This is a genomic window from Actinoplanes sp. URMC 104, from assembly GCF_051386375.1.
Taxonomy (GTDB): Bacteria; Actinomycetota; Actinomycetes; order Mycobacteriales; family Micromonosporaceae; genus Actinoplanes.
The window spans coordinates 169,629-193,680 of sequence record NZ_JBPQTO010000006.1; the positions used below are offsets into that span (position 1 = coordinate 169,629).

Genomic DNA, 24,052 nt, shown 5'->3' on the forward strand with positions numbered 1-24,052 from the left:
CCGTAGGCTGCCTTCGGGAGTGCGAGTGCTGCAGGAAGGGAAACGTGCCGGTGCCGATCCGTCTGACCGTCAACGAGGCGTCGCTATCAGGAAGTTCGTATGACGATGTGGTCGGCAAGCAATACGAGTTCCCCGGCATCTACCGGCGCATCATTCAGCCAGGCCGGCGGTTCGTGTACTACCGAGGTCGCCGCGCCAAAGGAGGTGGCAGCCGTCCACCGGTCTACCTCGGTGCCGGACGGATCGGCGCAGTGCGCACGTCGCCGACCTCGACCGGACGGTATGTCTGCGACATCGTCGACTACGAGCCTTTCGCTGAACCTGTCTTCTTCAAAAACGCGGCCGGCAACTACTACGAACCGGCCACCGGGGGCGGGTTCTACTGGCAGAACGGCGTGAAGGAGATTCCGGAGGCCGCCTACGAGCGGATCCTCGCGGCCGCCCGCTCCGACGCTTCGGAGAAGCCGGTAGGAGTCGGCGCCCGCCCGCTCGCCCGGCGCTCCGGAGTCACCGACGGGCTCACCCGCGAGCACATCGACGAGGCTCTGACCCAGTGGTCGCTGCTCGGCCGAAACGAATTCATGCACAGATATGGCGGGAGGCCCGCCGAACGCTACGTGATCGTCACGGACGCCGGCGACGTCGACGCGCTTGCGCTAATCCTCGGGGCGCGAGCCCTGGCGGGCCTCGACACCACGGGTCCGTGGCGCGGCGACCGGGCCAACGTCGCCGACCCGTTGACGGCACTCGGTTATCGCGTCGACAGCGTCGGCCGCCGACTCTCGCCCGAAGTGGAAGGCGTTGATCAGGCGGTACTGCAGGCCGCTGGACGACCGCACGGCTCGGGCGGCGGTCAAGGCTTCCAGGTCGATCAGCGGGCCAAGGTCGCCGTCGAAGACTACGCGATGAGAAGCGCCTTCGAGCACTACGACGCTCGAGGCCAGGTGCGCAACACCGCACGGCATGCGAGCTGGGACTACGAGGTCGACATCCACGGGAAGTGCTGGCATGTCGAGGTCAAGGGAACAACCGGCGACCCGGTCGAGGTGATTCTCACCCCGAACGAAGTAGCCCACGCCCGGATATACCCCTACGTCGCTCTGTACATCGTCAGCAACATCGAACTCGACGAAAGTTTGGACAGCGAACTGTTGGCCACGGGCGGGACCGTCACCCATCTTGAGCCCTGGCGCATCGACGAGGGGCACCTCACGCCGGTTGGTTACAAATACCGCCTCCCTCATACGGTCAACTGATCCAGACAAGCGGCCCCTCAGCCGTTCGGTGGGGTGGCGACAGTAAGAGGCCTCATCAACGGCCGCCCGACGGCAGTCCCGTCCGTGGTGGTGTAGGAGCCGTCGGGACGCACACTGACCACCTGGGTGTGTCGGACTCCGTCGGTGAACCGCAGACCGCTCACCCACCACTGCCCGGGTGTCGCACCGACCGGGAGCGTGCCGCTCAGGATCCAGCCGCTGCTGCGGAACCAGACCGGTTGCGGGGTGGATCCGGGCAGCGAGACGGTGGCTCCGCCAGGGCCAGTAAGGTAGCCGACCGCCTCGGCGACGCCGCTGTGCGCATCTCCGAGCTGCACCGACACCGTCACTGTCCGGTCTTGATCGTTGCTGACCGACTGGCCGTAGGACCACGACGGCCACAACGTATCCATGTTCGCGACGGGAAATTCGCGGTCCGCGGTTCCCCGAATGACGCAGGTGGAACTGGAGCGCCCCCACGGGCAGTCGTCGGTCATGATGTCACCGCGCGAGTCGGTGACGCGGAAGCTCGGCTGGGGCACCGTACCGGCGGGGACAGGTGTACCTGCTGCCCCGTCCATGGCGATCGCATATCTGGTGGACATGCCGACCTGGTCAGTCGCTTGCAGTTGCGCCAGCTGCCAGGTGCCGTCGGCGGATGCTCTGGGCAGGGTGCCGGTGATGTCCCAAACTCCGTCGTTGTCGCTGCCGGAGACGCGGCGGGCGTTGACCAACGGCAGCAAAGCCAGGGTGCGGTCGGGGCTACGCAGCGCCGCGGTCACGGCGGCCACGCCGGCTCCCACGTCAGTGACCCGCATGCGCAGTGTCACTGTCTGCTCGACATCGTTGGAGAAGGTCAAAGGGGTTGTCCAGGCGACCGTGGGGACGTCGATGACCGGAGGGTCGGTGTCGGCGGGCCTCGGGGTGGTGGTCACCGGCGCGCTCGGGCTCGACAGCTGGGTGAGAATGTCGGCGGCTTGAACGGTGTAGGTGTACGTCCTGCCGTTGGTGACATCGACGTCGTCGTAGGCCGCTATGTTCGCGGTCGCGATCTGCACGCCGTCGCGGAACACCAGATAGGTTGCCGCACCCGACGATGCCTGCCAGCTCAAACGTACGGTGGTGTCACCGGCGGTGGCGGTCAAGCCGATCGGGGCGCTGGGTGGGAGCGGGAGCGCTACCTGCGGCGATGGTTCGGCTGGGGAGCCGACGGTGGGTGTCGGTTCGACGGTCGGCGTGGCTGCGGGACTGGGCTCGACAGTTGAGGCCGGGGTCGGGGTCTGCGTGATGACGAGGGTCGGGGCGGCTGTCGGGCTCGGAGTCGGTGCGGGGCTGGGTGTCGGCGCCGTGACGTCTGTCGGCTCCGTCGCCGGGGTCGAACTTGGAATGGTCTGCGGGGTTGGCGTCCCTGTCGGGCTCGGCGTCGTCACCGGGGGGTTGCTTCCACATGCGGCACTCTCCGACGCAGCGCATGTGTCTGTTCCGCTGCCATCGTTGATGATGCTGTCGGTACCAGCGCCGCCGGTGATCTGATCGTTGCCGGCGCCGCCGTTGAGGGTGTCGTCGCCCGCGCCGCCGCTGAGGATGTCACTGCCAGCGCCACCGTCGAGCGAGTCGTCGCCGAGCCCACCGGCGAGTTTGTCGCTGCCCGCCCCACCCGCGACCTTGTCGTCGCCGGGGCCGCCGTCGATGGCGTCGTTGCCGGCGCCGCCGCTGACAGTGTCGTTACCGGCCCCACCGATGATGATGTTGACGCTGGCGGAGCCCAGCAGGATGTCATTGCCGGCCCCGCCGACAAGGTTTTCGATGCCGCCACCGATCCGGTCGTTCTCCCCCGCGCTGCCGGCGCCAGCCGTGCCGGACAGGGTGACAGTGACCGCGAGGGTGTGGTCGGTGTAGGAGACGGTGTCGGCGCCGGCGCCGCCGTTGAGCTGGTCGGCGCCGGCGCCGCCGACGAGCACGTCGTTGCCCGCTCCACCGGTGAGGGTGTCGGTTCCGGCGCCGCCGATCAGGGTGTCCGCTCCCCCACCGCCGATGAGCACATCGGTGCCTGAGCCGCCGTCTAGGACGACGGTGCCGGTCACGCTGATGAGGGTGTCGTTACCGGCGAGGCCGCACACGACGTCGCGGGCGTGGGTGGCGCGGAGCCGGTCGTTGCCCTTGGTACCGATGACAGTGCACGCCTTGCCGTTGGAGGCGGCTGGGGTGGTCGCGCTGGCGGGTGTTGCCCCCACCGCCGTGAAGCATGCGGCGGCGACCGCGGCCAAGGCGGCGCGTGTCGGGGTTTGAGCTCGGCGAAGGGACGCCTGCCTCGCGTCGTCGAGTGTGGGGCCGCTTGCCTGCGCCACTTGCCTCATACCGCCAGGGTGCGCCCGCGGGAGCTGCCGGGTCGGCGCTATCGGCGAACTGCTCCGAGGCTCGCGGTGGGTGGCAAGGGCCGGCACGTCCGGCCGGCGGTGCAAGAGGGCTCGGCCGGAGCGTTCAGGCGGCGAAGCCGTCCGAGGATTACAACGGCAGGTATTAGGGCTGCAGGTCGCCGCGCACGCGGACATACCGCACATGGTGGCGCCACCGGCCGTGTTCGTACCCGACGTCGACCTGTACCTCGGCGACCACCACAGGCTGTACCCGCTGATATGGCGTCGGGGTGCGGTCGCCGAGCTGGCCGGACCAGCCGGCTGGCAGCGGTGTCGGCCACGGGTGTCCGGCGCTGGCCGGGCGCAGCGCTGCGGTCACCTCGTCGCGTTGGGCGGCGGTCAGGCGGTGGGCGCGCGCAACGTATCGCAGTCGGCCGTTCGGGGTCGAGGCGGCCCAGCAGCAGCGCGTGCGGCGTGGCCAGGCTGCCGGTAATCCCGCCGATGATCGCGTCGGTGGTGACCCGCGATTTGCATTTGGGCCGTCCTGCCCGGCCGTGAATGTAGCGGCTGGTCGCGTCTTTGACGACCAAGCCTTCGATGCCGGCGGCGGCCCAGTCACGCAACCAGGTGCGAGCTTCGCTCACATCGAAGGTTTGCGGGCAGAGCGGCAGCTGGGGCGGTCCGCCCGCCAGTACGTTCTCGAGGTGGCGGCGGCGCTGTTCTAGTGGCTGCTCGAGCAGGTCGCCGTCCGCGTCGGCGAGCAGGTCGAAGGCAACCAGGTGCACCGGGTGGGTGGCGGCCTCGGCCGGAGAGCACGCCCGGCGTTGACGCGCCGCTGCAGCGCAGGAAAGGTGGTGCGCCCGGCGTCCAGGTCCCAGCTGACCAGTTCACCGTCGAGCACCGTGCCGGCCGGCACGTGCGCCTGCAGGTGGGCCACCACGTGCTGGCACAGTTGGGTATCAGAACTGCCGGAATACCTGTCTTCTTTGCCATCGATCGCCAGCAGGCGCGGACGATGGCCGCGTGCCGAAGTTGCACTAGCAGGCGTCACTGCCAGGTAGCCTTCCTGCATGCCGCCGAAGAGCATGTGTGTGCTGTGCAAGGCGCGTCCCGAGCATGGCGTAGGCGAGCACATATGGCCCAGCTGGTACCTACGCGATCTAGACAAGACAGGACCGCCAGCGAGCGGCTGGGCACGCAACGGTGAGCCGATCTTGAACCGTCGAGACGTTCAAATTCATCTCGACGAACGACAGCGCGTCTTGATACCAGCTTGCGAGCCATGCAACACCGAACTCAACCGCCGCTTTGAAGATCCAGCGAAGCCCATCATCCGAAGGCTCATGGGTCCAGCAGGCTGGACTGGTGAGGCAACGGCGGAGGAGTGGAAGATCGTCGGCTTGTGGTTCGCCAAAGTGCTCCTTCTGCTCGGACACCCCGAAGCTCGATATAGCCATCCAACGATCAGCAAGCACGCGGTCAAATTCGATGTTGGAACCCCGGACCTTTCTTGGCTTATCGACAGTAGCCCGCCACCAACCGGCCTATCATTGTGGGTTTTCAAAGGGTCGACCATCCGTGGAAAACCCGAATATGTCGTCCCCACCCCGCGCTCCGTGCGCACCCCTGACGGAGACGCAGTTGACTTCCATTACCTGCTTTGGGCTTCGTCAGGAATGTGCGTAACCCTGTTGTCTCATTCCGGGTGGCCAATCGAACACCCCCTTGTTGAGCAAGGGCATGCCTGGGAGTTGCTCCACGGGGCCCAAGGTGGTGACCTGTCAGCACTCCAAGAACACAGCTTTTCGGCGATTACCTGGACTACGTTCGACGCGACCCTCAAAGAGGGCTTCTCTTTGGACGGCACATTACCGCCACTCCGAGCGGTAAGCGGATTTCCAGTGGACGCAGAAGTGTTGAATGTTGTGTCAGCGTACCAGTTCTGACCTTTCCTCATGGAAATGACCGCTGCGCAGGTGCGGATTGGCGAGTCTATTGCTTGCCACTTTTCGCCAGCAGCCGGAAGCTGCCGGGTCGGGCAGTTCCGCGATGGCGGCGGCGCGCATCGGTGCGATCGGTGGCCGCAAGTGGTCCCACCGTGGACACGCGGACATGTGACGCTACGACCGGCGGTGACCCTGGCGTGCGGGAATGCCGAAACTCTCACCCGTGGGCCGGGCTCACGGAACACGTGGACGTCGTGTCAGCGGCGCCGGCGCACCGCGTCGTAGGCGCGGCGGGTCTCGAGCAGCTGGCCGAGGGCGGTGTGCAGCTCCTGCAGCGCGGCGACGTCGTCGCGGCTCCAGTCCCGCACGTGGGTAGTGCTGCTGCCCGGGTCGAGGGGGACTCCGACGGCGAGGTAGCTGCTGACGGCGGTGAGGAATCGGCGGGCCGCGGCGATGTAGGCGGCCCTGGCCAGCGGCACCTCGCGTTCCGGCCGGTTCGTCCCCACGCCGACATCGTACATGCGTTCGATCATGGCGAATGTCGGTGCACCAGTCTCGCAACGACACCCCGGCCTGCGGTATCGCGGTCATTAGCATGCCTAGAACGGCCCGAACCACTCGAGCATCGCACGGACCAGCGCGTCGGCGACACCGCGGACAACTGCTGCCGCCAAGCATGTATGGGAACGCCGGCGGGTCGGCCGCTGCGGGACCGGCGAAGCGGCGCCGTCATCCGCGGCTCGGGCCGGTGTGCGCTGCTCACACCCGGTGCAGTGCGCGTTCCGGCGGCGGTGTCGGCGATCTTTGCTGCTCCGAGACAACGTGATCCCCCTTGGTGTCGGCGGTTCGGTGGTGTGGGCCGCGGCGCGCGCTGCACGCCGGTGATCTCCTCTCGAACTCGTCGAGCGAGTCGAAGGACTTGTAGACGCTGGCGAACCGCGGATAAGCCACCTGGTCGAGCTCCCGCAGCGGGGTGAGGATCGCAAGCCCCACCTCGTGGCTGGGCACCTCGGCCGCGCCCTTGGCCCGGACGGTCTTCTCGACCTTCTGCGCGAGCAGAGCGATCGAGTCCTCGTCGACCGGGCGGCCCTGACAGGCCTTGCGGACGCCGCTCATGATCTTGGTGCGGCTGAAGGGCTCCGTGACGCCGCTGCGCTTCACGACGGCGAGGACGGCCTCCTCGACCGTGGTGAACCGCTTGCCGCACTCGGGGCACGATCGACGACGGCGGATCAGCTGACCGTCGTCGGCCTCGCGCGAGCCGACGAGCCGAGAATCGCGCAGTCGCGGGTTCGACACGGGCTCGACGCGTTGGCAGAGTTCCCTTTGTTACGCGTCAGGATGGGTCGGCTCCGCCCATTGCTTGCTGCATTGGTCGTTTGAGGTGGTGGATCTGACCGGTCCCGGCCAGGCATCCCATGGGCGTCGATGCCAGCCCGCGGCTCCCGCTGCCGGCGCAGTCACCGCCGCTGGACGGACAGCCTCTGTTTGATGTCCGATCGGCCGAGCCGGCACTCTGGCGCCTTCAAGATCATCGGACGTAGCGTGCTCAGGCTGCGCATCGTTACGCGAGAGGTGATCATGTCGGAGGACACTTGGCTGGCGGCACGTCTGATTCCCACCTCGGGCATCAACGGCGCCGAAGAGGCGGAACGACGCGCCACGTCCGCGCTGCTGGCGGTGATGAGCTCGGTCCGCGAGTTCGGGCGAGCGCTCACGCAGCCGTTCGGGGCTCCGGCCGGGCCGGTGCACACCTTCATCGAGGTGCCCTTCGCTCTCGGCGACACCAAGTACTTCCCGGACGGTCTGATCCGGGTGACCCGGGGGCAGAAGCAGTGGACGGCCCTGGTCGAGGTCAAGACCGGCACCAACGACCTGCAGACCGATCAACTCGAGCGGTACCTGGACATTGCCCGGGAGCAGGGTTTCGACGCGCTGATCACTATCTCGAACCAGATCCCGGCCGTGCCCGGGCAGCACCCGACCCCCGTCGACAAACGCAAGCTGAAGAAGGTGGCCCTGCACCACCTGCCCTGGTCGGAGGTCCTCACGGCGGCGGTCATGCAGAAGGAGTACCGGGGCGTGGCCGACCCAGACCAGGCATGGATCCTGGGCGAGCTGATCCGCTACCTCGAGCACCCGCGCTCCGGCGCGCTCGAGTTCTCCGACATGGGACCGTCATGGGTCGGCGTGCGTGACGCGGTCACCGCAGGCACGCTGCGCGCTTCGGATGCCGGAGTGCCCGAGGTTGCCGGCCGGTTCGATGCGCTGGTCCGGTTCGCCGCGCTCAAGCTGGGCCGGCAGCTCGGCACGGAAATCCTGCCCGCTCTGACCCGCAAGGAGCTGTCCGAACCGGCGACGCGTACGCAGGCCCTGGTCGCGCAGCTGACCGGCACGGGCACGATGACCGCCGGGCTGAAGATCCCTGGTGCGGTCGGTGCGCTGACCGTAACCGTGGACCTGCGCTCCTCGAGGATCACCTGCCACGTCGACGTTGACGCACCGAAGGAGGGCCGGCCGACCACCCGGGTGAACTGGCTCGTCCGCCAGTTGAAGGACGCACCGGAGTCGCTGCGGATCGAGTCGATGGCGGCGTATTCGCGCGGACCCGGCCCCGCCGAGCTGCTCAAGAGTGTGCGCGACAACCCTCAGCTGCTGATCGAGGACCCGGGCAAGGAACTGAAGTCGTTCCGCATCGCCGCGACCGTCACCGCGGGCACCAAGCGCGGTACCGGCCGGGGCTCGTTCATCGACTCGGTCCTCACCGCGATCGACGACTTCTACGAGCAGGTGCTGCAGAACTTGAAGCCGTGGCTGCCCACGCCGCCGAAAATGCGGGCTGCCGAGGACGTCGAGGTCGAGTCGGTCTCCTCGGCGCTGGTGTCGACGGCCATTTCGTCGCAGGACGGCCCGGAGCCGGTTCATCCACACCCGCACGTCGAGCCCGGCGTGCCGCATCCGGCCGCAGCCGCTGGCTGACCCGGCAGGGCGAGAAGGTCATCCCGCCGCCTCCGGGATTCGGGCCGCCGTTGTCCGCACTGCTGCTGCACGACACGGGATCGCGGCCGCCGTTACGGACTTCCGACGCCGCGATAGGCGCTCTCCTGCCAGCACGGTGCGAGGATTCATCGGCCCGGCCCCGGTGCCGCGCGACAACGCGACCGTGCCGGGCGAGTCGTACTGTTGCCCGTCCCAGCGCCTCGACTTGCCTGGTCGCTGACGCCGGGCCAGCGGGCTGTCGTCGCCGTGCAGCCCTGCAGCCGGCCGCGCGCTTTCCTCAAGATCGGGGTTGGTCGGCCGACGATCGCGTATGTGAACCGACGCGCCCTTGCCCGTGCCATTGATGCCGTCGAGCCGCCCGGATTCGAGCATCTTTCCAGCTGTTTCAAGCCGCTGACGCTGCTGTGGGTGATGGCCCGGATCGGGGCCGGTGAACCGTGCACGGTGCGCTGGTCCCAGTTCCGCACGGCCATGCCGGACATCCTCGAGCGGTACGGGTCTGCCCTGCCGGAGCCGGACGTGCGGTACCCGTTCTGGGAGCTGCAGACCTCGAGCGTTTGGGCCGTCACGCCAGCTGACGACCATCCGTGGGCCCCGTACGCGCCGAGCGTGCCGTGGTTGGACGCCGTCGACCCGGTGGCCGGTTTCCCCGCCGAGGCCGGCGCCTTGCTGATCGACCCGGGCCTGCGTTCCAGCATCACGACCCGCCTGATCGCGCGCTTTTTCCCCACGGTCGACGCAGAAGCGCTGCGGCGTGACCTAGCGATGGCGCTGCCGCAGCCACACCGCGGTGTCGCCGCCGCGGCCCGCCGGCGAGCCGCGGGGCACGGCAACGGCGCGGTCGAGCGCCTGGAACAGCGGTGGAGGGTGCAGCCGTCCGCGCGGCGGGTGAGTATCGCTGGGCCGCGGCTGTTGGCGGCCGCTGACGGTACCTTCTCGGTGGACGCCCGCGACGCCGACGCTCTGCTGCGCGGGTTGCAGCAGTTCCTCACGCAGTACCCCACTACGCAACGGCGTGCCCGATCGGCGTACGTTCTTGAGCCGTTTGTGGGCGGCCGGATCACGTTTCAGCGCGCGTCTGCGCGGTTCACCCGCACTGCAGCCGCCCCGAGCGTGTCGGTTGCCCGCAGTTGGATCGGTGAGCTGGCTGACCTGCTCAGCCGGCACCTGAACCCCGAGCAGGCGCCGCACCGCGGCCCCAAGCTCAGACAGACCCGACGGCAACGCCCTGAAGTAGCGGCGACCGCGCCTGCAGGAAACGACGACCTGCTTCAGCGCCTGAATCGCCGCATGGCCGAGGAGGCGGACCGGGACGACAGGCAACGGCACCGAGGGTCGTCCGTGTGGACCTGGAGCGGGGGTTTACCGGGCCTCGGCCGCCGCTGATCAGGTGCCGGCCGCGGCGCAGATGATGTCGACTCGCCGACCGGTGAAGGATACGCGGTCGTCGCTCGGTCGAGGTGACGTCGGTCGATGGCGCGAACCAGGTGGTTGCTCCTGCGGGTGCGCCACAACGGTCACGGAAGGGTGCTGGCTGGTGCCCGCGCGGCGGCAAGTCGCCGGCATGTCGTGCCGCAGGTCGCGGCTGCTGACCGTCCCCGCGTCCACGGTGAGCGGCCGCGGAACTCCAGAGGAGGCCAGCGGCTGTCCGACGACGGCGGGGGCGCCCTTTCCCACGAACACATATCGCTCAAGACGGTGCCGGCCGACCCGATGGGCACGACGCGGGCGTGGTTCCTCGACCACTCACCGCACGACCAGCCCCATCCGGCCCGAGACTCGACTCCCCAAGGACAACAGGCATGACCAAGTACAAGACCGCAGCAACGCTCCTGACCACAAGCGTTATCGCCGCCACCCTCGGCGCCGCTGCGCCGGCGTTGGCCGCGGCCGACACGCAGGCGCCGGTCGTCTCCCGCGTCACCCCTGACCTGTCCACCCGCTCCGGGAACTGGATCACCTTCAACGTCGGCTACTCGGACAATGTCGCCGTCACCGACGTCGAGATGCAGCTCCTCGACACCGACGGCCACATCACCCAGGACTCATTCAGTTACGAGGCACCGTTCCGGCTGATCCTCAACATGAACCCGTACCCGGACAACACCGTCATCCAGTTCCGAGTCATCGCGCACGACGCCGCCGGCAACGCCTCAACTCCCAAGCTGGTGAGCTACCACGTGTCAAAGACCGATCCCACCGTCACCCTGCCGGCCAACCTGAATGGCCGACTCGTCCGCGGCGCTTTCACCACCACCGTCACTGCGCACGCCGCGAACGCCGGCACCATCACGTCGGTCCAGCTGTGGATCAACCGCAAGCTCGCGTCAACCGCGTCCAAGGCGCCTTGGACGGTCCGCTACGACAGCAGCAAGGTCAACGGCAAGCTGGACGCGCTGCTGATCACCTCCGACAGCTACGGCAACTACCGCACCGACGCGTGGACGATGACCGCCGACAACACTGCCCCGACGCTGAAGAAGACCGCCGGCCCGGGCAACGGCGCTAAGGTCAAGGACACCGTCACGGTGACCGCCACCGCCACCGACACCAGCGGCATAACGAAGGTCGAGCTCCTGGCCGCCGGCAAGGTCGTCGCCGCGGACACCAGCGCGCCGTACACGCTCAAGGTTGCCGCTGCGAAACTGCCGAAGTCCTCCCCCATCGCGCTGCGCGCCACCGACAAGGCGGGTAACACCCGGGTCGTCGCCATCGGCACCTGGAAACGCTGACCTGCCGCGGACTGCTGCGATATCGCTGATACTGCCGACTGTTACGACCGCGGGACACGAGGCTTCGATCGCGTCATCTGTCGCTCGAGCGGCACGGGGCGCGGCGCCACTCCCGACCGGCTGTGGCGCCGCGCCGGACGAAGGCTTGCTAACCCGTCGGAGCGCGAGAACTGCTTCGAGTCAGGGCGCTTTGGGCCCTTGGTACACGCCGGGCGCGATCTCAGTGAATCCGCTGCCCGGGCGCCGGGCCAGAGCCTGTAGCAGCGACCGTCTTACGGGCGGCGCACTCTCGTCCTGCTGGTCGACGTTGGCGTCTCGAGGTTGCCGGCGGTTCTCGTCTTGCGGCGCGTCTCGCTCGCCACTGGTCATGACAGCCACAGTGCGTGACTACTAGGTGTGTGGAATACCCTACGTGACTAGTTCACGTGTCCCTAGTCTCGCGACATGGGCAAGTTGGTCTTGATGGGTGCCGGTGAGATCCGCAGACGGCTCAACGTCTCCCGCCAGCGCGCCTACCAGATCATCACCCGCAAAGACTTCCCCGACCCCTACCAGGTGCTCGAGATGGGCAAGGTCTGGGACGCCGCCGACGTCGAACGGTGGATCAAGGCGCACCGCCCGCACCTCGACGACGAGGACCGACCCTAAACCGCGGCGCGCGGCGCGGCACCGGCGAAACGCCGCGGCACCGGCAGGGCACCACAGCGCGCAGCTACCACAGCGCCGCGGGAAGAAGTGAACGGCCCAGCCTCGGCGAACCGCTAGGTCGTGTTTCGTAGGGCTCGGAGCCATTGGTTGATAGCGGCGATCGTGAGGGTGGCTTCGTAGCGCACGGCGAGCTTGTCGTACCTGGTGGCCATGGCGCGGTGTTGTTTGAGCTGGTTGATGCCGCACTCGACCGCGTGACGCAAGCGGTAGAGCTCGGGGTCGAAGGCGGGGCGGCCGCCCGCCTTTGGATCCTTTGGCTTTGCGGTGGGCATCCTGGTCGCTCTTGCTCGGAATGCACGCTCGGATGCCTCGTCGGCGCAGGTAGGCACGGTTGGCCTTGGACGTGTACGCCTTGTCGGCCAACACCATGTCCGGCCGAGTTCGCGGCCGGCCACCACTGACACGAGCCACCCGCAGCTTGGCCAGCACGGCGATGAGCTGGGGGCTATCGCCGCGTTGCCCAGCAGTCACCACCACCGCCATCACCTTGCGACCCTGCTCGCACGCCAGATGAGTCTTGGTGGTCCAGCCTCCCCGTGACCGGCCGAGCCCATGATCTGCCGGCTCGGCGTTCAGGCCGCCGGGCGGTTCCTTCTGGTTGTGGCCGTCCCGGCGCGCTCCAGCCGCGTGCTGGTGAGCGCGGCTGATGGTCGAGTCCACGCTCACCGTCCAACCAATCAACCCGGCGACGTCCGCCCGGGCCTGCAACTTCGCCAGGATCTGCGCCCAGACGCCGTCTCGCTGCCACCGCCGGAACCACCGATACAGGGTTTGCCACGGCGGATACACCGCTGGCACATCCCGCCACGGTGAGCCGGTCCGGACCCGCCACCTAATCCCGTAACGATCACTCTCATGGTCCATCTGCGCGGCCGATCACGACCCGTTCCCGCTGGCAGCAACGCCTCAAGTGTCGCCCACTGCATGTCGGTCAGGTCGTGTCGCCTCGCTGCCGCTACGCTCGGCACGAGGTCTCCGGTGTGAAGTTTTGGCTTGGTCGCTAAACCAAATACCGGAGACCTCTCCAGTTATCGACCACCGCCACGCCGCGACATCGACGCCTACGAAACACGACCTAGCCGCTACCAAACCCGGGGCGGTTCAAACTGACATGCCGCAGAGAACGCGCGTGCCAGCCCCTCTGATCGTCACTCCCCGTAGATGGCCTGGCTCGTCCGCCCGTCCGCAAGCCGCCGCAAGGTGGTCGGAAGCCGCCGGCGCGACCGCACCAGACGGCCCGGTCCAGAGCGAACCTCACCCTCCGCTTGACAAAAACGAACCCTCGGATGTCTTGCTCCTACATCCGGCGGGCTTCATCTACTGGAACCAGCAAGGGCAGCAGCCGTTGAGTCCGCGCGCACTCTGCGAGTGTTCAAGATGGGTTGCGATTGATCTTGCGAGGCGTCCGGCTTACGTTGCGAACCTGCTGGTCGTGTACGGATTCTGGATCAAGCGGAGGAGCTAACTCGAACGAGTGAAGGCAGGATCCCAACTGAACCAGAGCTAGTGCGGCGTCGTGGCGCCAGCGAATCCCCGGACGTAGGAGCCGTGGAAACGAGGAAGGGATATCTCGTGAGGACTCGTATTGCGCGCCGGCGCGCCATCGCTGGTGGTCTCTTGGCTCTGGTGGCGGCGACCACCGTGTCGCTCGTAGCCCCGCAGGCGGCGCTGGCATCCAGCCACGGCTGTACGGGCATCGGCCCGGGGTTGGACGTCCGGAACATCGGCGTTCGGGACGGATCATCTTGCGTCTTCGTCAAGGGCCGTGGGCTGGAGATCGGCGAGGTATACGCCTCCTGGTACACCGCGACGACGCCGATCTGCAACTGGTGGGTGGACATCGATACGCCCGCCGAAGACTCGAGGTTCCGGCACTTCCAGGGAAGCTTTCACAACGGGTGCACCCGATTCTCCGGCGTTATCCAGCCCCGTCCTCCCGCGTTCCTGGCGAAGCCCGGCCGCGTCTGCGCCACGCTGTTCGAGAACGCGGTCGTGAAGGGACGATCGTGCGTCACGATTCACTCCTGATCCCGACCCACGGTGCGAGCGATGCCGCGTCCAAGATCAGTATTCGACTGTGGCGAACCGCATCGGTAACCTAGTCAAAACCGCGATGTAGGTCCGGACGGTTCTGCGCATTGGCGTCCGGACCTACATTGCTACTCTCTGGTCGGCGCTTGATCATCCGCTGCCTATAGCCGGACGCGACACTACGGCGACCTGCCCGCGGACACTTACCCGACCATCCACGCCTTGCGCGCCGCCATGACTACCGCCGGCCGCAACAGCCGCGCCTATGCCACCTGGAAGCTCAATGTCATCATCGACGGGCTCCTCAGCCATCGCCGACCGTTGTAGAGAGGGATTCGTCAGCGCCATCCGGATCGCGCTGATCCCTGCGCTCCTGGCCCGGCTGCCACGACACGAAGCTATTCAGTCCACGAGGCACGGCGCAGCGGTCGGAAGCCGTCGATGTCGCTCGAGTAAGTGCTACAAGTGACAGTCGTGCGCCGACGGAGCGCGGCGATGGCTGGGCCGGCGCCACCTGGGCTACCCGGATGCGCTCGGCCACCCTCTCCAGTGTCCTGGCCCTGCTGCTGGTGACGCCGACGCGGAGGCCGGGACCCGCGAGCCGCTCCGTGGCCGGGCGCACCTGAAGAACAGGCCTGCCAGTCGCATCGCCAGGCAGCGCCGGCCACCGTGAGCGCGAGCCTTGAGGACGGCACCCGGCGTTAGAACGGTGTGGCTGGGTACGAAACTCAACGAATGCTGCCGATCATGCCGCGCCCGGAGGTGTCAGACCGATGAGCGCTCTCGTTGCCCACCTGGACGTCCCACCCGGGCCGGGAGGGACCACGGCCGCCCGGACCGCTGCCCGGACCGTGCTGCAAGCCTGGGGCTTCAGGGACGCCGACTGGCTGTACGACGCGACAGTGGTTGTCAGCGAACTGGTCGCCAACGCGGTCCGCCACGGCGGCGGGATCCTGGCCCTCACACTGCATGCCGTGCGGGGCCGGGTCACAGTGATCGCCGCGGACTGTACCGGCGCCCCACCACGCCGACGACGCGGCGACCAGACCGGCGGACGTGGCCTGGCCATCATCGAAACCCTGTCCCGCGCCTGGGGTGTGCAACCGTACGGCCGCGGAAAGTGCGTGTGGGTGCTCCTGCCGGCATGCGATGGCCGGTAACGGCTGCGACCCGGACCCTCCGGTCGTTTCTCGGCAGGAGGGACGGTCCGTCGAAGCCCGCTAGGGAAGCGGCGAAGCTGCTACAAGGGCCCTTACGGGACGGCGGTGTCGAGATCTCCGTTCGCGTACACCCGCTGGCTGACGCGGTTAGCCTCGGGTTGACGGTGCCGCCCGTGTCCCTCGGCCCGACCTCGCCTGCAGGTACCGCTGCGTCACCTGGGGGGAAGATGACCGCAGAACCCGCACTCACCTCTGACGCCGGTCCGGCATTGCTCGAAGCGTCGGCGGTGCTGGCGGCCGCGTTGGATGCCTACTTCGCCTTCGACGCCACGGGCCGCGTGGTGGCCTGGAACCCAGCAGCGGAGACAACGTTCGGCTACACCAGGCTGCAGGCGTGCGACCGGTCGATCGAGGAACTGATCGTGCCACCCGCAGCACGCGATGCCGGCCGTGCCGAGCTGGCCGCGTTGGCTACGGGTGGGCTGGGGCAGACGTTGGATCGGCGTAGGCAATGGATAGCGTGGCACGCCGACGGTCACGAGGTGCCCATCGAGATGACGATGACCTGCACCGAGGAGCCCTTCGGACGCGTCTTTCACGTCTTCGCCCACGACGTCACCACCGCGCGGCGGGTCAGCCGGTTCACCGCGACCGAGGCCGCTGTCGCCCGAGGGCTGGCCGAAGCGGATTCCAGCCGGGCCGCGGCGGCCCGCGTCGTCGAAGCGCTCGGCGTGAAGATGGACTGGCCGGTGGCCGAACTGTGGCTGGTCGACGACGAACGGCAACTGCTGATCTGCGCCGCTCGGCACGTCACCGCGGGACGACGGCTGTCGGACTTCGCCATCAATCAGCTCGAGCCCGGTACCGGGCTGCCCGGCCGGGTCTGCGCCGGCGGGCGCCCGCTGTGGATCCCCGATCTGGGTGCCGACACCGGATCGATACGCAGCCGCGCCGCCGCTCGCATCGGGCTACGCGTCGCCGTAGGTGTCCCGCTGTGCACCGGCCGGCACACCCTCGGCGCGCTGTGCGTCTACGGCGATCGCGCTGAAGACCCCGAGGACACCCTGCTTGGCCTGCTCACCGGCCTGGCCGCCCAGGTCGGGCAGTATCTGGAACGGCGTCGGGCGGAGGAACTCGCCATCGAGCTGGCCCGCACGAAGGACGAATTCGTTGCCATGGTCACCCACGAGCTACGCAACCCGCTCGCGGTGATCACCGCTACTGCCGCGTTGTTCACCGACGAACTGGACGGCCTGACCCGTGACGAGCAACGCAACTACCTGAACGTCATCGCCCGTAACGCCGAACGGCTGTCGATCATGGCTGAGGACCTGCTCGACCTGGCCCGCCTGGAAGCCGGACGTCTAAGCATCGACCCGGTCCCCAGCGATCTGTGCACCATCATCACCCACGCCGTGCAAGCCGCGGCGGCTACTGCTGAAGACAAACAGCTCACCGTCACCGTGCAGCTGCCCGACCGGCTCCCCTTACGTGCTGACCCGAACCGGCTGCGGCAGGTCGCCGACAACCTCATCGGCAACGCCATCAAATACACCCCCGCCGGCGGCACCATCACCATCACCGCCACCGCCGACGACACCGCAGGAAACATCACTTGGACGGTCGCTGACACCGGCATCGGTATCCCCCTCGCGGAACGTTCCCGCATGTTCCGCCGCTTTTACCGCGCCTCCACCGCCCTGGACCGGCGCATCCCCGGCACCGGTCTCGGCTTGGTCATCACCCGCACCATCGTCGAACGCCACCACGGCACCATCACCCTCGCCGAGCACTCCGGTCCTGGGACCACCTTCCTCATCGAACTCCCCACCAAACCGCCCGCCGTCACCGACGGCAGCTGAAAGTCAGCATTCATCGCCGGCGACGGCGGCCAGGCTTCGCCCAATACCTCATGTGCCGCGGGCGGCAGCCGATCGGTGATGCCCGGGTGGCCGCGTGGCGCCCGGTCGAGGGACGTACGGAAGGCGGGTGGCTGATGCCGCTGGTGGTCGCTGTGGAGGATGACGCCGATATCGCCGATTTGCTGTCGGTGGTACTGCGCGCTGCCGGGTACACCGTCTATACGGCGCCCGACGGAGAGCAAGGCCTGACTCTGATCGACCGGCATCATCCCGACCTGGTGATCCTGGACCACTACCTGCCCGGGATGACCGGTATGCAGGTTGCTCAGAGGCTACGTGCCGAGCCCCGCACCGCTGCACTGCCCCTGCTGATGATCAGCACGAACGCGCCGTACGACGCCACCGTCTTCGTCGACGACGTGCTCACCAAACCGCTGCGCCCCCGCGTGCTCAAAGCCCACGTCGAGAGCATGCTGGCCACCACCCGACCCGGCTGGCCCGATCCGCCTTCTCCCGTGTTGGATCGGCGCCGCCTCGGCGCTCTGGCCGGCTACGACTGGGACCACCCAGACCTACGCCGCAGCGTTGACGCGATCAGCCAACGCACCGCCGCCCGGCTGGGTCTGCCCATCGGCATGGCCAACCTCGTGCTGGACACCGCTCAATTCACCATCGGCTCACACAGCGTCACCGGATGGATCGCCGAAGCAGACGGCACCCCGCTCGAGTGGTCGTTCTGCGTACAAACAGTGACCACCGGGCGCCCCTACGTGGTCCCGGACGCCACCATCGACCCGGTCCAGCAGCACAACCCTCTGGTCACAATCGACGGCTGGGCCAGCTATGCCGGCGTGCCACTGATCGACCACCACGGCCACGTGTTCGGCGTGCACTGCGTGCTCGATACCAGTCCGCACACCTTCACCGAGACAGACCTAGCAGAACTGCGCGCCGCCGCCGACGAGATCATGGCCCTGCTCCAGAAGTACCGGCTGCCCTGACATAGACGACCGATCCCCCCACGGGATCCGAGGACGCGCTGGGCTCCTGCTGCAGATCAGGTCGAGGCGGTGCGCAGCAGCAGTAGCGTGGCATCGTCTTCCCTGTTGGCCGGGTTGGTGTCGTTCATCAGGATGTCGGCCAGATCGTTCAGTGGGGTGTCGCGGTGCGCTTCGAGTAGCTGGTGCAGGCGGTCGATGCCGTCGTCGAGGGGACGGGTGCGGGTTTCGATCAGTCCGTCGGTGTGCAGCAACAGCGTGGAACCGGGCGGTAGGTGCCGGGTGTGGGTATGCCGGGTGATGTTGCGTAGACCACCGAGCAGCGGGCCGCCGTGGGCGAGCAGGCTGATCTTGCCGTCGGGCAGGACCAGTGTGGGGGGCAGGTGGCCTGCGTTGGTCCAGGTCAGTGTGTGTCCGCCGGTCGGGTCGTGGGTCAGGTAGGCGAGCATGGCGGTGGCGGTGGCGGTGATGCCCAGCGACCGGGTGGTCCGTTCGAGGCGGTGCAGCAGCGCGGAGGGGTAGTCGTAGCGGTCGACGAGCAGAGTGCGCAGCATGGTGCGGTACTGACTCATGCTCGCCGCAGCGGTGATGCCGTGCCCGGCGACGTCACCGATCACCAAGGCCAGGCGTTGGTCGTCGACTCTGATCACGTCGTACCAGTCACCACCGACCAGGTCGTTCTGCTGGGCCGGCACGTACAGGGCGGCCATGCCGACGTGGCTCACGTGGGGCAAGGGCGTGAGCAGCGCTTGCTGCATGGTGGTGGCGGCGGTGCGCTGCTCGTCGTAGGCGGCGGCCCGGTTCAGCGCCTGCGCGACGAACCCGGCCAGCGCGGTCAGCACGACCTGCTCACCGTCGGTCAGCGTGTGTGGCTGTGCCCAAACGATGGTCAGCGCACCGACCGGGCCGTTCTCGCCGGGCAGCGGCACGCTGGCCGCTGACTGCCAGCCCAGCGCCCGGAACGTCTCGAGCGAATCCGGGGTTTGTTCGGCGATCGCGGTCAGGTCGGGAAATGACAGCAGCCGTGCGGTGCGGGCCGCCAGTCCGGACGGTGTTCGCTGGTCGGTGCTGTAGTGCGCCCACTGCCGGGCGAACCGGGCCGGTAGCAGCCGGCCGGAGGCCAGATGAACGAGTCCGTCCGGGGCGAGTGTGGAGATGCCCACGTAGACCGGGTCGAGGTTGCCGATCACCAGGGTGCGCACCGTGTCGACCACCTCGTCGAACGTCGTGGCCGCGCCCAGTGCGGCGCTGGCCCGCAGGAGCAACTGGCTGCGTTCGGCCGCCGCGCGGGCCCGCTGTTCGCGGTCCATGACGGCCTGGTGCTGCACCTCGGCGTGATCCGAGGCGATGCGCATCCGCAACGCGTAAGCGCAGCCGGCGGCCAGCTCGGCCAAGAGCCGAAGATCCTGATCGCTCCACCGGCGGGGCTGGTGGTCGATGGCGCACAGCGAGCCGAGCACGTGCCCGTCGTTGTCGGTCAACGGCATGCCGGCGTAAGCGACGACGCTGAGATCGTCCACGGCGCGGTTGTCGCGCACTCGCGCGTCGCTTCGGGCGTCGGTGACGATCAGCGGCTCACCCGCGGCCACGACATGGTGGCAGAAAGAGTGGCTCAACGGGGTCTGCCGCTGAGCCGCCCACGGCTGGCCCAGCCCCTGTGCTCCGGGGAAGAACTGCCGGTCGCTGCCGACCAGCGACACCAGCGCCACCGGCACCCCGACGACGCTGCGCACCATGTCGGTGAACCAGTCGAACAGTGGATCGGCTACCGCGTCCAGGCCGGTGCGCCGTACCGCTGCCAGCCTGTCCTGCTCATCGGTGTGCCGGCCGGATGCGGCGGTCATGAAGCCAGCTCTGCGGCATGGTGCAGCAGCCGGTACACCGTGGGACGTGAGACACCGAACATCCGCGCCAGCCCAGCGATCGAGTACCGCCCGGACGCGTGCAATCGCAGCAGCTCGCCGCGCTGCTCAGCGGACAGTTTCTGTTCCCGTCCCGCCAGGCGGCCCTGTCGACCGGCCATCGCCATGCCCTCACGGGTGTGCAAGCCCTTCAACTCGGTTTCGAACTGCACGAACAACGTCAGGTCGGCCAGCAACGACCCCTCAGACGGATCGTGCAGATGACCGGCTAGTGTCGTGAGTCGTTTATGCGTGTGCAGTAGCGCTTGATGGATTCGAGGATCTGGTCGGCGGTCTTGGTCCAGACGTAGGGCCGTGGGTCGTCGTTCCAGATCTCGATCCAGTCGCGGATGTCTTGGTTGAGTTCGCGTACCGAGCGGTGGGTGCCACGCTGCAGCTTCTTGCTGGTCAGTTCACCGAACCAACGCTCGACCAGGTTCAGCCACGAGCTGCTGGTTGGGGTGAAGTGCAGGACGAACCGTGGGTGGGCGGCCAGCCAGCGTTTGATCGCCGGGGTTTTGTGCGTGGAGGCGTTGTCCAGCACCACATGCACGTCCAATTCAGCGGGCACCTCACGATCGAGGGTCTGCAGGAACTTCTTGAACTCGATCGCCCGGTGCCGGGCATGCAACGAGCCGATCACCTTGCCGGTGCTCAGATCCAGCGCGGCGTAAAGACTGGACGTGCCGGCCCGGACGTAGTCGTGCGAGGCACGGGCCGGGGTTCCGGGCAGCATCGGCAACACCGGCGCGGTCCGGTCCAATGCCTGGATCTGCGACTTCTCATCGACACACAACACCACCGCCCGCTCCGGCGGATCCAGATACAAGCCGACGACGTCGCGCACCTTGTCGATGAACTGCGGATCCTTCGACAGCTTCCACGTGTCCTGCCGGTGCGGCTGCAAACCGAACGCCCGCCAAATCCTAGAGACCGCCGTCTGTGACAGGCCCACCTCGGCGGCCAGCGACCGGGTCGACCAGTGCGTGGCGTCTTTCGGCGTGGTTTCCAGAGTGGTGGTGACCACCCGCTCCACATCGGCGTCGGCGATCGTGCGGGGCCGGCCCGGGCGCGGCTCGTCCAGCAACCCCTCAAGCCGATCCGCGGCGAACCGGTTACGCCACTTGGTCACCGTGTTCCGAGAGACCCCAAGCTCTTCGGCGATCACCCCGTTCGGCGCCCCCGCCGAATCCGCGCAGGCAAGCACCACCCGTGATCGCATCGCGATCGCTTGAGCGCTCGACGGACGCCGCGACCAGGCCAGCAACTGCTCCCGCTCATCGTCAGTGAGCACGATCGGCACTGCAATCGAGGACGGCATACCACCCACCGTACCCACTGACAACGATTTAACGACTCAGGACACTAGAGACACGCGGGCACGACACTGCGCGATCTGCTCAATGATCGACCGGGCATCAGACAACGACCTCGACAGACGTGCCAGGCCAGGAGTGATCAAGGTGTCACCGGGCTGCAGCAGGCTCAGTGCCTGCTGCAGCCCGGGACGCGGCAGCGCACCTCGCAACGGCTCATCCAGAAAGATCCGTGAGGGCGGCACGCGCAGGAGCCGCAGGACACGGACCTGGTCCGCCCTGTCGCTAGTTTCCGCAGCGCATCGGGCATAACCGACGACCGGCGACGTGATCACGCCGGGCAGCGTAACGGAAAGGGACCCCATGTGACACCTGGCCGAGCGCGCGCTGTGTACGCGCAGTGGCGGGCGTCGCCGCCGAGGTGGCCAACTATCCGGTGAGGCAACGGCTAACAGACAGCCGGTTCGACGCCGATATGGGCCCGCAGCCGGCGTGCGGATCGTCGGGGGAAGGAGGTCGTGGGTCGTGGATCCGTTGTTGTCGTACCTGCAGCAGGACGTCGCGCAGGAGTTGGCGGGCGCTGCGACGAGTCTGGCGGTCATGGTCCAGCTGCTCGGCGCCGCGCACGCGGCGGCGGTTGCCGGGGGTGATCCGGGCGCAGCCGAGTTGCTCACCGCGGTCGAGACGATGGCGGCGGTGCGTGACAGTTTGCATGATCATGCAGCTGTGCTGGCCACCGCCGGGTATTCGAGTACGGTGGGCTATGACGTGCAGGAATGACGTTCCCCGGCCGCGGGCAGGTGCTCGACTGGGTTATCCGGGTGGCGGCTTGGTGGACAGATGCACGTTGAAGGTGGTGCCCGGCCCGGCGTGCTGACCCAGTTCGATCGTCGCGCCTGCCTGGTTCGTGTCGTCCGTGCCGCCTATGTTGGATGGCTCGGGCGAAAAGCCGATCACCGCGTACACCTCAGCCAGCGCCCTGGTCGGAAGATCGTCGTTCAGCCACGTTTCGGTGTAGCCGTCGTACCGCTCGGCCGCCCAAGCTCAACGTCAAGCAGGAGTCGCACCTGGTCGCCCTGCACAAGGCCGGCGAACACACCAGCGCCGAGCTGGCCGAACTGTTCGGTGTGGCCCGCTCGACCGTGTACCGGGCGATCGACCGGGCGAAGGTGTCCTAGTAGTGGCCTGTCAGCTGGGTCGGATCCCGGCGAGGGTGGTAGCCACGAGTTGCTGCAGCTCGGTGAGGCGCACCAGGCGGGCGACCGCGACGTAGACAGTGGTGCCTACGACACCCGCGGCGCTGAGCGTGATGAGCGCCGCGCTGAAGCCAGAGTCAATCAGAGGTGTCAGGGCGTACGCGGCGACGGCGCCGCAGCTGCCGGCGATCCCGGCCGCGACGGCCACCTGGGCGTGCGTACGCAGCAGCCGGTGGCCGTCGATGCGGCCGAGCCGGCGGCGCAGGATGGCGGCGGCGGCGATGAGGCCCGTGGTGTAGGCGCCCGCGTAGGCCAGCGGGATCCCGATCACGATGTCCGCGCGGGGCAGGAGCCAGGTCGCGGCGAGGCAGCCGGCCACGCCGATGACGGTCACCCCGGTAGTGATCAGCGCGGGGGTCTTGGTGTCCTGCAGGGCGTAGAACCCTCGTTGCAGGATCATGTAGCCGGTGAACGGCACCAGGGCCACCCCGAAGGCTGCCACCACCGCGCCCAGCAGGGCGATCGCCGGCGGCGAGCTGCGACCGTAGGCGAACAGCAGGGTGGCGATCTGCGGGCCGAGCACCAGCATGGCCGCGGCGATCGGGGCAAGAGCCACGACGGCCAGCCGGACGCCGCGGGACAGGTCCTCGGTGATCTGCCGATGATCAAGGCGGGCAGCGTGACGGCTGAGCCGGGGCAGCATGGCGGTCATCACCGACAAGGCGATCACCGCGAAAGGCATCTGGAACACCGCGAACCCGCTCTGGTACGCGCTGATCCCGCCCGGCCCGCTGATCGACGCGGCCCGTGTCGCGGCCGCGAGCAGGACCTGCGCGGCGACGACCGACACGAGTACCCAGCCACCGAGCCGGCTGATACGGCGGATCCCGATACCGCGGGGGTCGAGCCGGGGCCGCAACGCGAAGCCACTGCGGGCCAGGACCCACACCACCAGGGCCATCTGGGCGAACACGCCCGCGGTGGTGCCGACCGCGAGCAGCAGCAGGTGCGCGGGTGTCATCGACGCGATGCTGGTAGCGCCGCCGATCACCAGGTAGGCCAATCCGACCGCGATCACGACCAGGCTGTTGACCAGCGGCGCCCACATCGGGGCGGCGAACCGGCCGCGGATGTTGAGCACGGCGCCGGCGGTGGCGCTGACGCCGTAGAACAGGATCTGCGGCAGGAAGAACCGGCTGAACACGACCGCCAGCTCCCGCTGCTCACCGGTGAAGCCGGGCGTGTACACCTCGACCAGCCAAGGCGCCGAGACCATCGCCACCACGGTGACCGCGCCGAGGCCGTAGACCATCAGCGACAGCAGCCGCTGGGCGTAGACCACCCCGTCATCGGGTTCACTGATTGCTGCCCTGGCCAGCAGCGGCACCACCACGCTGGCCATCGCGCCACCGACCACGAGCTCGTAGACGGCGTTGGGCAGCGTGTTCGCCACGTTGTAGCTGTCCAGCAGCCGGCTGCCCAGGCCAAGGGCGGAGGCCAGCACCACCAGCCGCACGAAGCCGGCGGCACGCGACGCCAAGGTTGCCACCGCCATGCCGCGGCCCGCACGCCCGACCGAGGATCGTTCT

Annotated in this window: 23 protein-coding genes and 1 pseudogene; 12 read left to right on the forward strand and 12 right to left on the reverse strand. The window is 68.0% G+C overall.

Going from position 1 to position 24,052, the window contains the following annotated elements:
- The first annotated feature begins 44 nt into the window (after window positions 1-44).
- On the forward strand, window positions 45-1,256 hold the full coding sequence (locus ACSNN8_RS21390; RefSeq protein WP_436651055.1) for a protein NO VEIN domain-containing protein: 1,212 nt from the start codon (window positions 45-47) through the stop codon (window positions 1,254-1,256).
- Between the two features lie 17 nt (window positions 1,257-1,273).
- Here ACSNN8_RS21390 and ACSNN8_RS21395 read toward each other — a convergent pair whose 3' ends face one another.
- The 3 genes from ACSNN8_RS21395 to ACSNN8_RS21405 all read right to left on the reverse strand — a co-directional run bounded on the left by ACSNN8_RS21395 (window position 1,274) and on the right by ACSNN8_RS21405 (window position 4,700).
- On the reverse strand, window positions 1,274-3,523 hold the full coding sequence (locus ACSNN8_RS21395; protein WP_436651056.1) for a hypothetical protein: 2,250 nt from the start codon (window positions 3,521-3,523) through the stop codon (window positions 1,274-1,276).
- 128 nt (window positions 3,524-3,651) lie between these two features.
- Window positions 3,652-4,398 (reverse strand): ATP-dependent DNA ligase, encoded by a 747-nt coding sequence (locus ACSNN8_RS21400; protein ID WP_436651058.1) that lies wholly within the window; start codon window positions 4,396-4,398, stop codon window positions 3,652-3,654.
- Window positions 4,335-4,700: a hypothetical protein gene (locus ACSNN8_RS21405; protein WP_436651099.1), complete on the reverse strand. Its 366-nt coding sequence runs from the start codon at window positions 4,698-4,700 to the stop codon at window positions 4,335-4,337. Before ACSNN8_RS21405 ends, ACSNN8_RS21400 begins: the two co-directional genes overlap by 64 nt.
- On the opposite strand from ACSNN8_RS21405, the gene ACSNN8_RS21410 reads away from it, so the two are divergent.
- Window positions 4,684-5,559 (forward strand): hypothetical protein, encoded by an 876-nt coding sequence (locus ACSNN8_RS21410; RefSeq protein WP_436651059.1) that lies wholly within the window; start codon window positions 4,684-4,686, stop codon window positions 5,557-5,559. The genes ACSNN8_RS21405 and ACSNN8_RS21410 overlap by 17 nt on opposite strands.
- Window positions 5,560-5,816: 257 nt before the next feature.
- Here the strand turns inward: ACSNN8_RS21410 and ACSNN8_RS21415 are convergent, their stop codons facing one another.
- Both ACSNN8_RS21415 and nrdR read right to left on the reverse strand, forming a co-directional pair.
- Entirely contained in the window at window positions 5,817-6,065 is a 249-nt protein-coding gene (locus ACSNN8_RS21415; protein WP_436651060.1) for a hypothetical protein, read from the reverse strand.
- Between the two features lie 253 nt (window positions 6,066-6,318).
- On the reverse strand, window positions 6,319-6,858 hold the full coding sequence (gene nrdR / locus ACSNN8_RS21420) for a transcriptional regulator NrdR (protein ID WP_436651061.1): 540 nt from the start codon (window positions 6,856-6,858) through the stop codon (window positions 6,319-6,321).
- A 282-nt stretch (window positions 6,859-7,140) separates the two neighbouring features.
- Between nrdR and ACSNN8_RS21425 the strand changes: the two genes are divergently transcribed.
- The 4 genes from ACSNN8_RS21425 to ACSNN8_RS21440 all read left to right on the forward strand — a co-directional run bounded on the left by ACSNN8_RS21425 (window position 7,141) and on the right by ACSNN8_RS21440 (window position 11,939).
- Window positions 7,141-8,538 (forward strand): stress response protein, encoded by a 1,398-nt coding sequence (locus ACSNN8_RS21425; RefSeq protein ID WP_436651062.1) that lies wholly within the window; start codon window positions 7,141-7,143, stop codon window positions 8,536-8,538.
- A 333-nt stretch (window positions 8,539-8,871) separates the two neighbouring features.
- Entirely contained in the window at window positions 8,872-9,945 is a 1,074-nt protein-coding gene (locus ACSNN8_RS21430) for a hypothetical protein (RefSeq protein ID WP_436651063.1), read from the forward strand.
- A gap of 416 nt (window positions 9,946-10,361) precedes the next feature.
- Window positions 10,362-11,291 (forward strand): Ig-like domain-containing protein, encoded by a 930-nt coding sequence (locus ACSNN8_RS21435; RefSeq protein WP_436651064.1) that lies wholly within the window; start codon window positions 10,362-10,364, stop codon window positions 11,289-11,291.
- A 444-nt stretch (window positions 11,292-11,735) separates the two neighbouring features.
- On the forward strand, window positions 11,736-11,939 hold the full coding sequence (locus tag ACSNN8_RS21440) for a helix-turn-helix transcriptional regulator (RefSeq protein ID WP_436651065.1): 204 nt from the start codon (window positions 11,736-11,738) through the stop codon (window positions 11,937-11,939).
- Window positions 11,940-12,052: 113 nt separating this feature from the next.
- On the opposite strand, the pseudogene ACSNN8_RS21445 reads toward ACSNN8_RS21440, so the two are convergent.
- Window positions 12,053-12,967, reverse strand: a pseudogene (locus ACSNN8_RS21445) (IS5 family transposase).
- Window positions 12,968-13,547: 580 nt separating this feature from the next.
- Between ACSNN8_RS21445 and ACSNN8_RS21450 the strand changes: the two are divergent.
- The 4 genes from ACSNN8_RS21450 to ACSNN8_RS21465 all read left to right on the forward strand — a co-directional run bounded on the left by ACSNN8_RS21450 (window position 13,548) and on the right by ACSNN8_RS21465 (window position 18,053).
- Window positions 13,548-14,027 carry a hypothetical protein gene (locus ACSNN8_RS21450; RefSeq protein WP_436651066.1) on the forward strand — a complete coding sequence of 160 codons (480 nt, stop codon included), beginning with the start codon at window positions 13,548-13,550 and terminating at the stop codon, window positions 14,025-14,027.
- Between the two features lie 776 nt (window positions 14,028-14,803).
- On the forward strand, window positions 14,804-15,190 hold the full coding sequence (locus ACSNN8_RS21455) for an ATP-binding protein (RefSeq protein WP_436651067.1): 387 nt from the start codon (window positions 14,804-14,806) through the stop codon (window positions 15,188-15,190).
- 227 nt (window positions 15,191-15,417) lie between these two features.
- Window positions 15,418-17,052 carry an ATP-binding protein gene (locus ACSNN8_RS21460; protein ID WP_436651068.1) on the forward strand — a complete coding sequence of 545 codons (1,635 nt, stop codon included), beginning with the start codon at window positions 15,418-15,420 and terminating at the stop codon, window positions 17,050-17,052.
- 134 nt (window positions 17,053-17,186) lie between these two features.
- Window positions 17,187-18,053 (forward strand): response regulator, encoded by an 867-nt coding sequence (locus tag ACSNN8_RS21465; RefSeq protein WP_436651069.1) that lies wholly within the window; start codon window positions 17,187-17,189, stop codon window positions 18,051-18,053.
- A 56-nt stretch (window positions 18,054-18,109) separates the two neighbouring features.
- Here ACSNN8_RS21465 and ACSNN8_RS21470 read toward each other — a convergent pair whose 3' ends face one another.
- The 4 genes from ACSNN8_RS21470 to ACSNN8_RS21485 are packed head-to-tail and all read right to left on the reverse strand — an operon-like array spanning window position 18,110 to window position 21,602.
- Entirely contained in the window at window positions 18,110-19,894 is a 1,785-nt protein-coding gene (locus ACSNN8_RS21470) for a SpoIIE family protein phosphatase (RefSeq protein ID WP_436651070.1), read from the reverse strand.
- On the reverse strand, window positions 19,891-20,148 hold the full coding sequence (locus tag ACSNN8_RS21475; RefSeq protein WP_436651071.1) for a helix-turn-helix domain-containing protein: 258 nt from the start codon (window positions 20,146-20,148) through the stop codon (window positions 19,891-19,893). Before ACSNN8_RS21475 ends, ACSNN8_RS21470 begins: the two co-directional genes overlap by 4 nt.
- Before the next feature lie 32 nt (window positions 20,149-20,180).
- A complete protein-coding gene (locus ACSNN8_RS21480) occupies window positions 20,181-21,272 on the reverse strand; it encodes an IS630 family transposase (protein WP_436651072.1) in 1,092 nt (363 codons plus the stop codon).
- 36 nt (window positions 21,273-21,308) lie between these two features.
- Entirely contained in the window at window positions 21,309-21,602 is a 294-nt protein-coding gene (locus ACSNN8_RS21485; protein WP_436651073.1) for a recombinase family protein, read from the reverse strand.
- A gap of 190 nt (window positions 21,603-21,792) precedes the next feature.
- Between ACSNN8_RS21485 and ACSNN8_RS21490 the strand changes: the two genes are divergently transcribed.
- Window positions 21,793-22,047 (forward strand): hypothetical protein, encoded by a 255-nt coding sequence (locus ACSNN8_RS21490; RefSeq protein ID WP_436651074.1) that lies wholly within the window; start codon window positions 21,793-21,795, stop codon window positions 22,045-22,047.
- Window positions 22,048-22,080: 33 nt separating this feature from the next.
- Here ACSNN8_RS21490 and ACSNN8_RS21495 read toward each other — a convergent pair whose 3' ends face one another.
- Window positions 22,081-22,224, reverse strand: coding sequence for a hypothetical protein (locus tag ACSNN8_RS21495; RefSeq protein ID WP_436651101.1), 144 nt, complete (start codon window positions 22,222-22,224; stop codon window positions 22,081-22,083).
- Here ACSNN8_RS21495 and ACSNN8_RS21500 point away from each other — a divergent pair.
- Window positions 22,200-22,445 carry a helix-turn-helix domain-containing protein gene (locus ACSNN8_RS21500; RefSeq protein ID WP_436651075.1) on the forward strand — a complete coding sequence of 82 codons (246 nt, stop codon included), beginning with the start codon at window positions 22,200-22,202 and terminating at the stop codon, window positions 22,443-22,445. The genes ACSNN8_RS21495 and ACSNN8_RS21500 overlap by 25 nt on opposite strands.
- A 10-nt stretch (window positions 22,446-22,455) precedes the next feature.
- On the opposite strand, the gene murJ is transcribed toward ACSNN8_RS21500, so the two are convergent.
- Complete coding sequence (murJ, locus tag ACSNN8_RS21505) at window positions 22,456-24,018, reverse strand: murein biosynthesis integral membrane protein MurJ (RefSeq protein WP_436651097.1); 1,563 nt, start codon at window positions 24,016-24,018, stop codon at window positions 22,456-22,458.
- Between the last annotated feature and the right edge of the window lie 34 nt (window positions 24,019-24,052).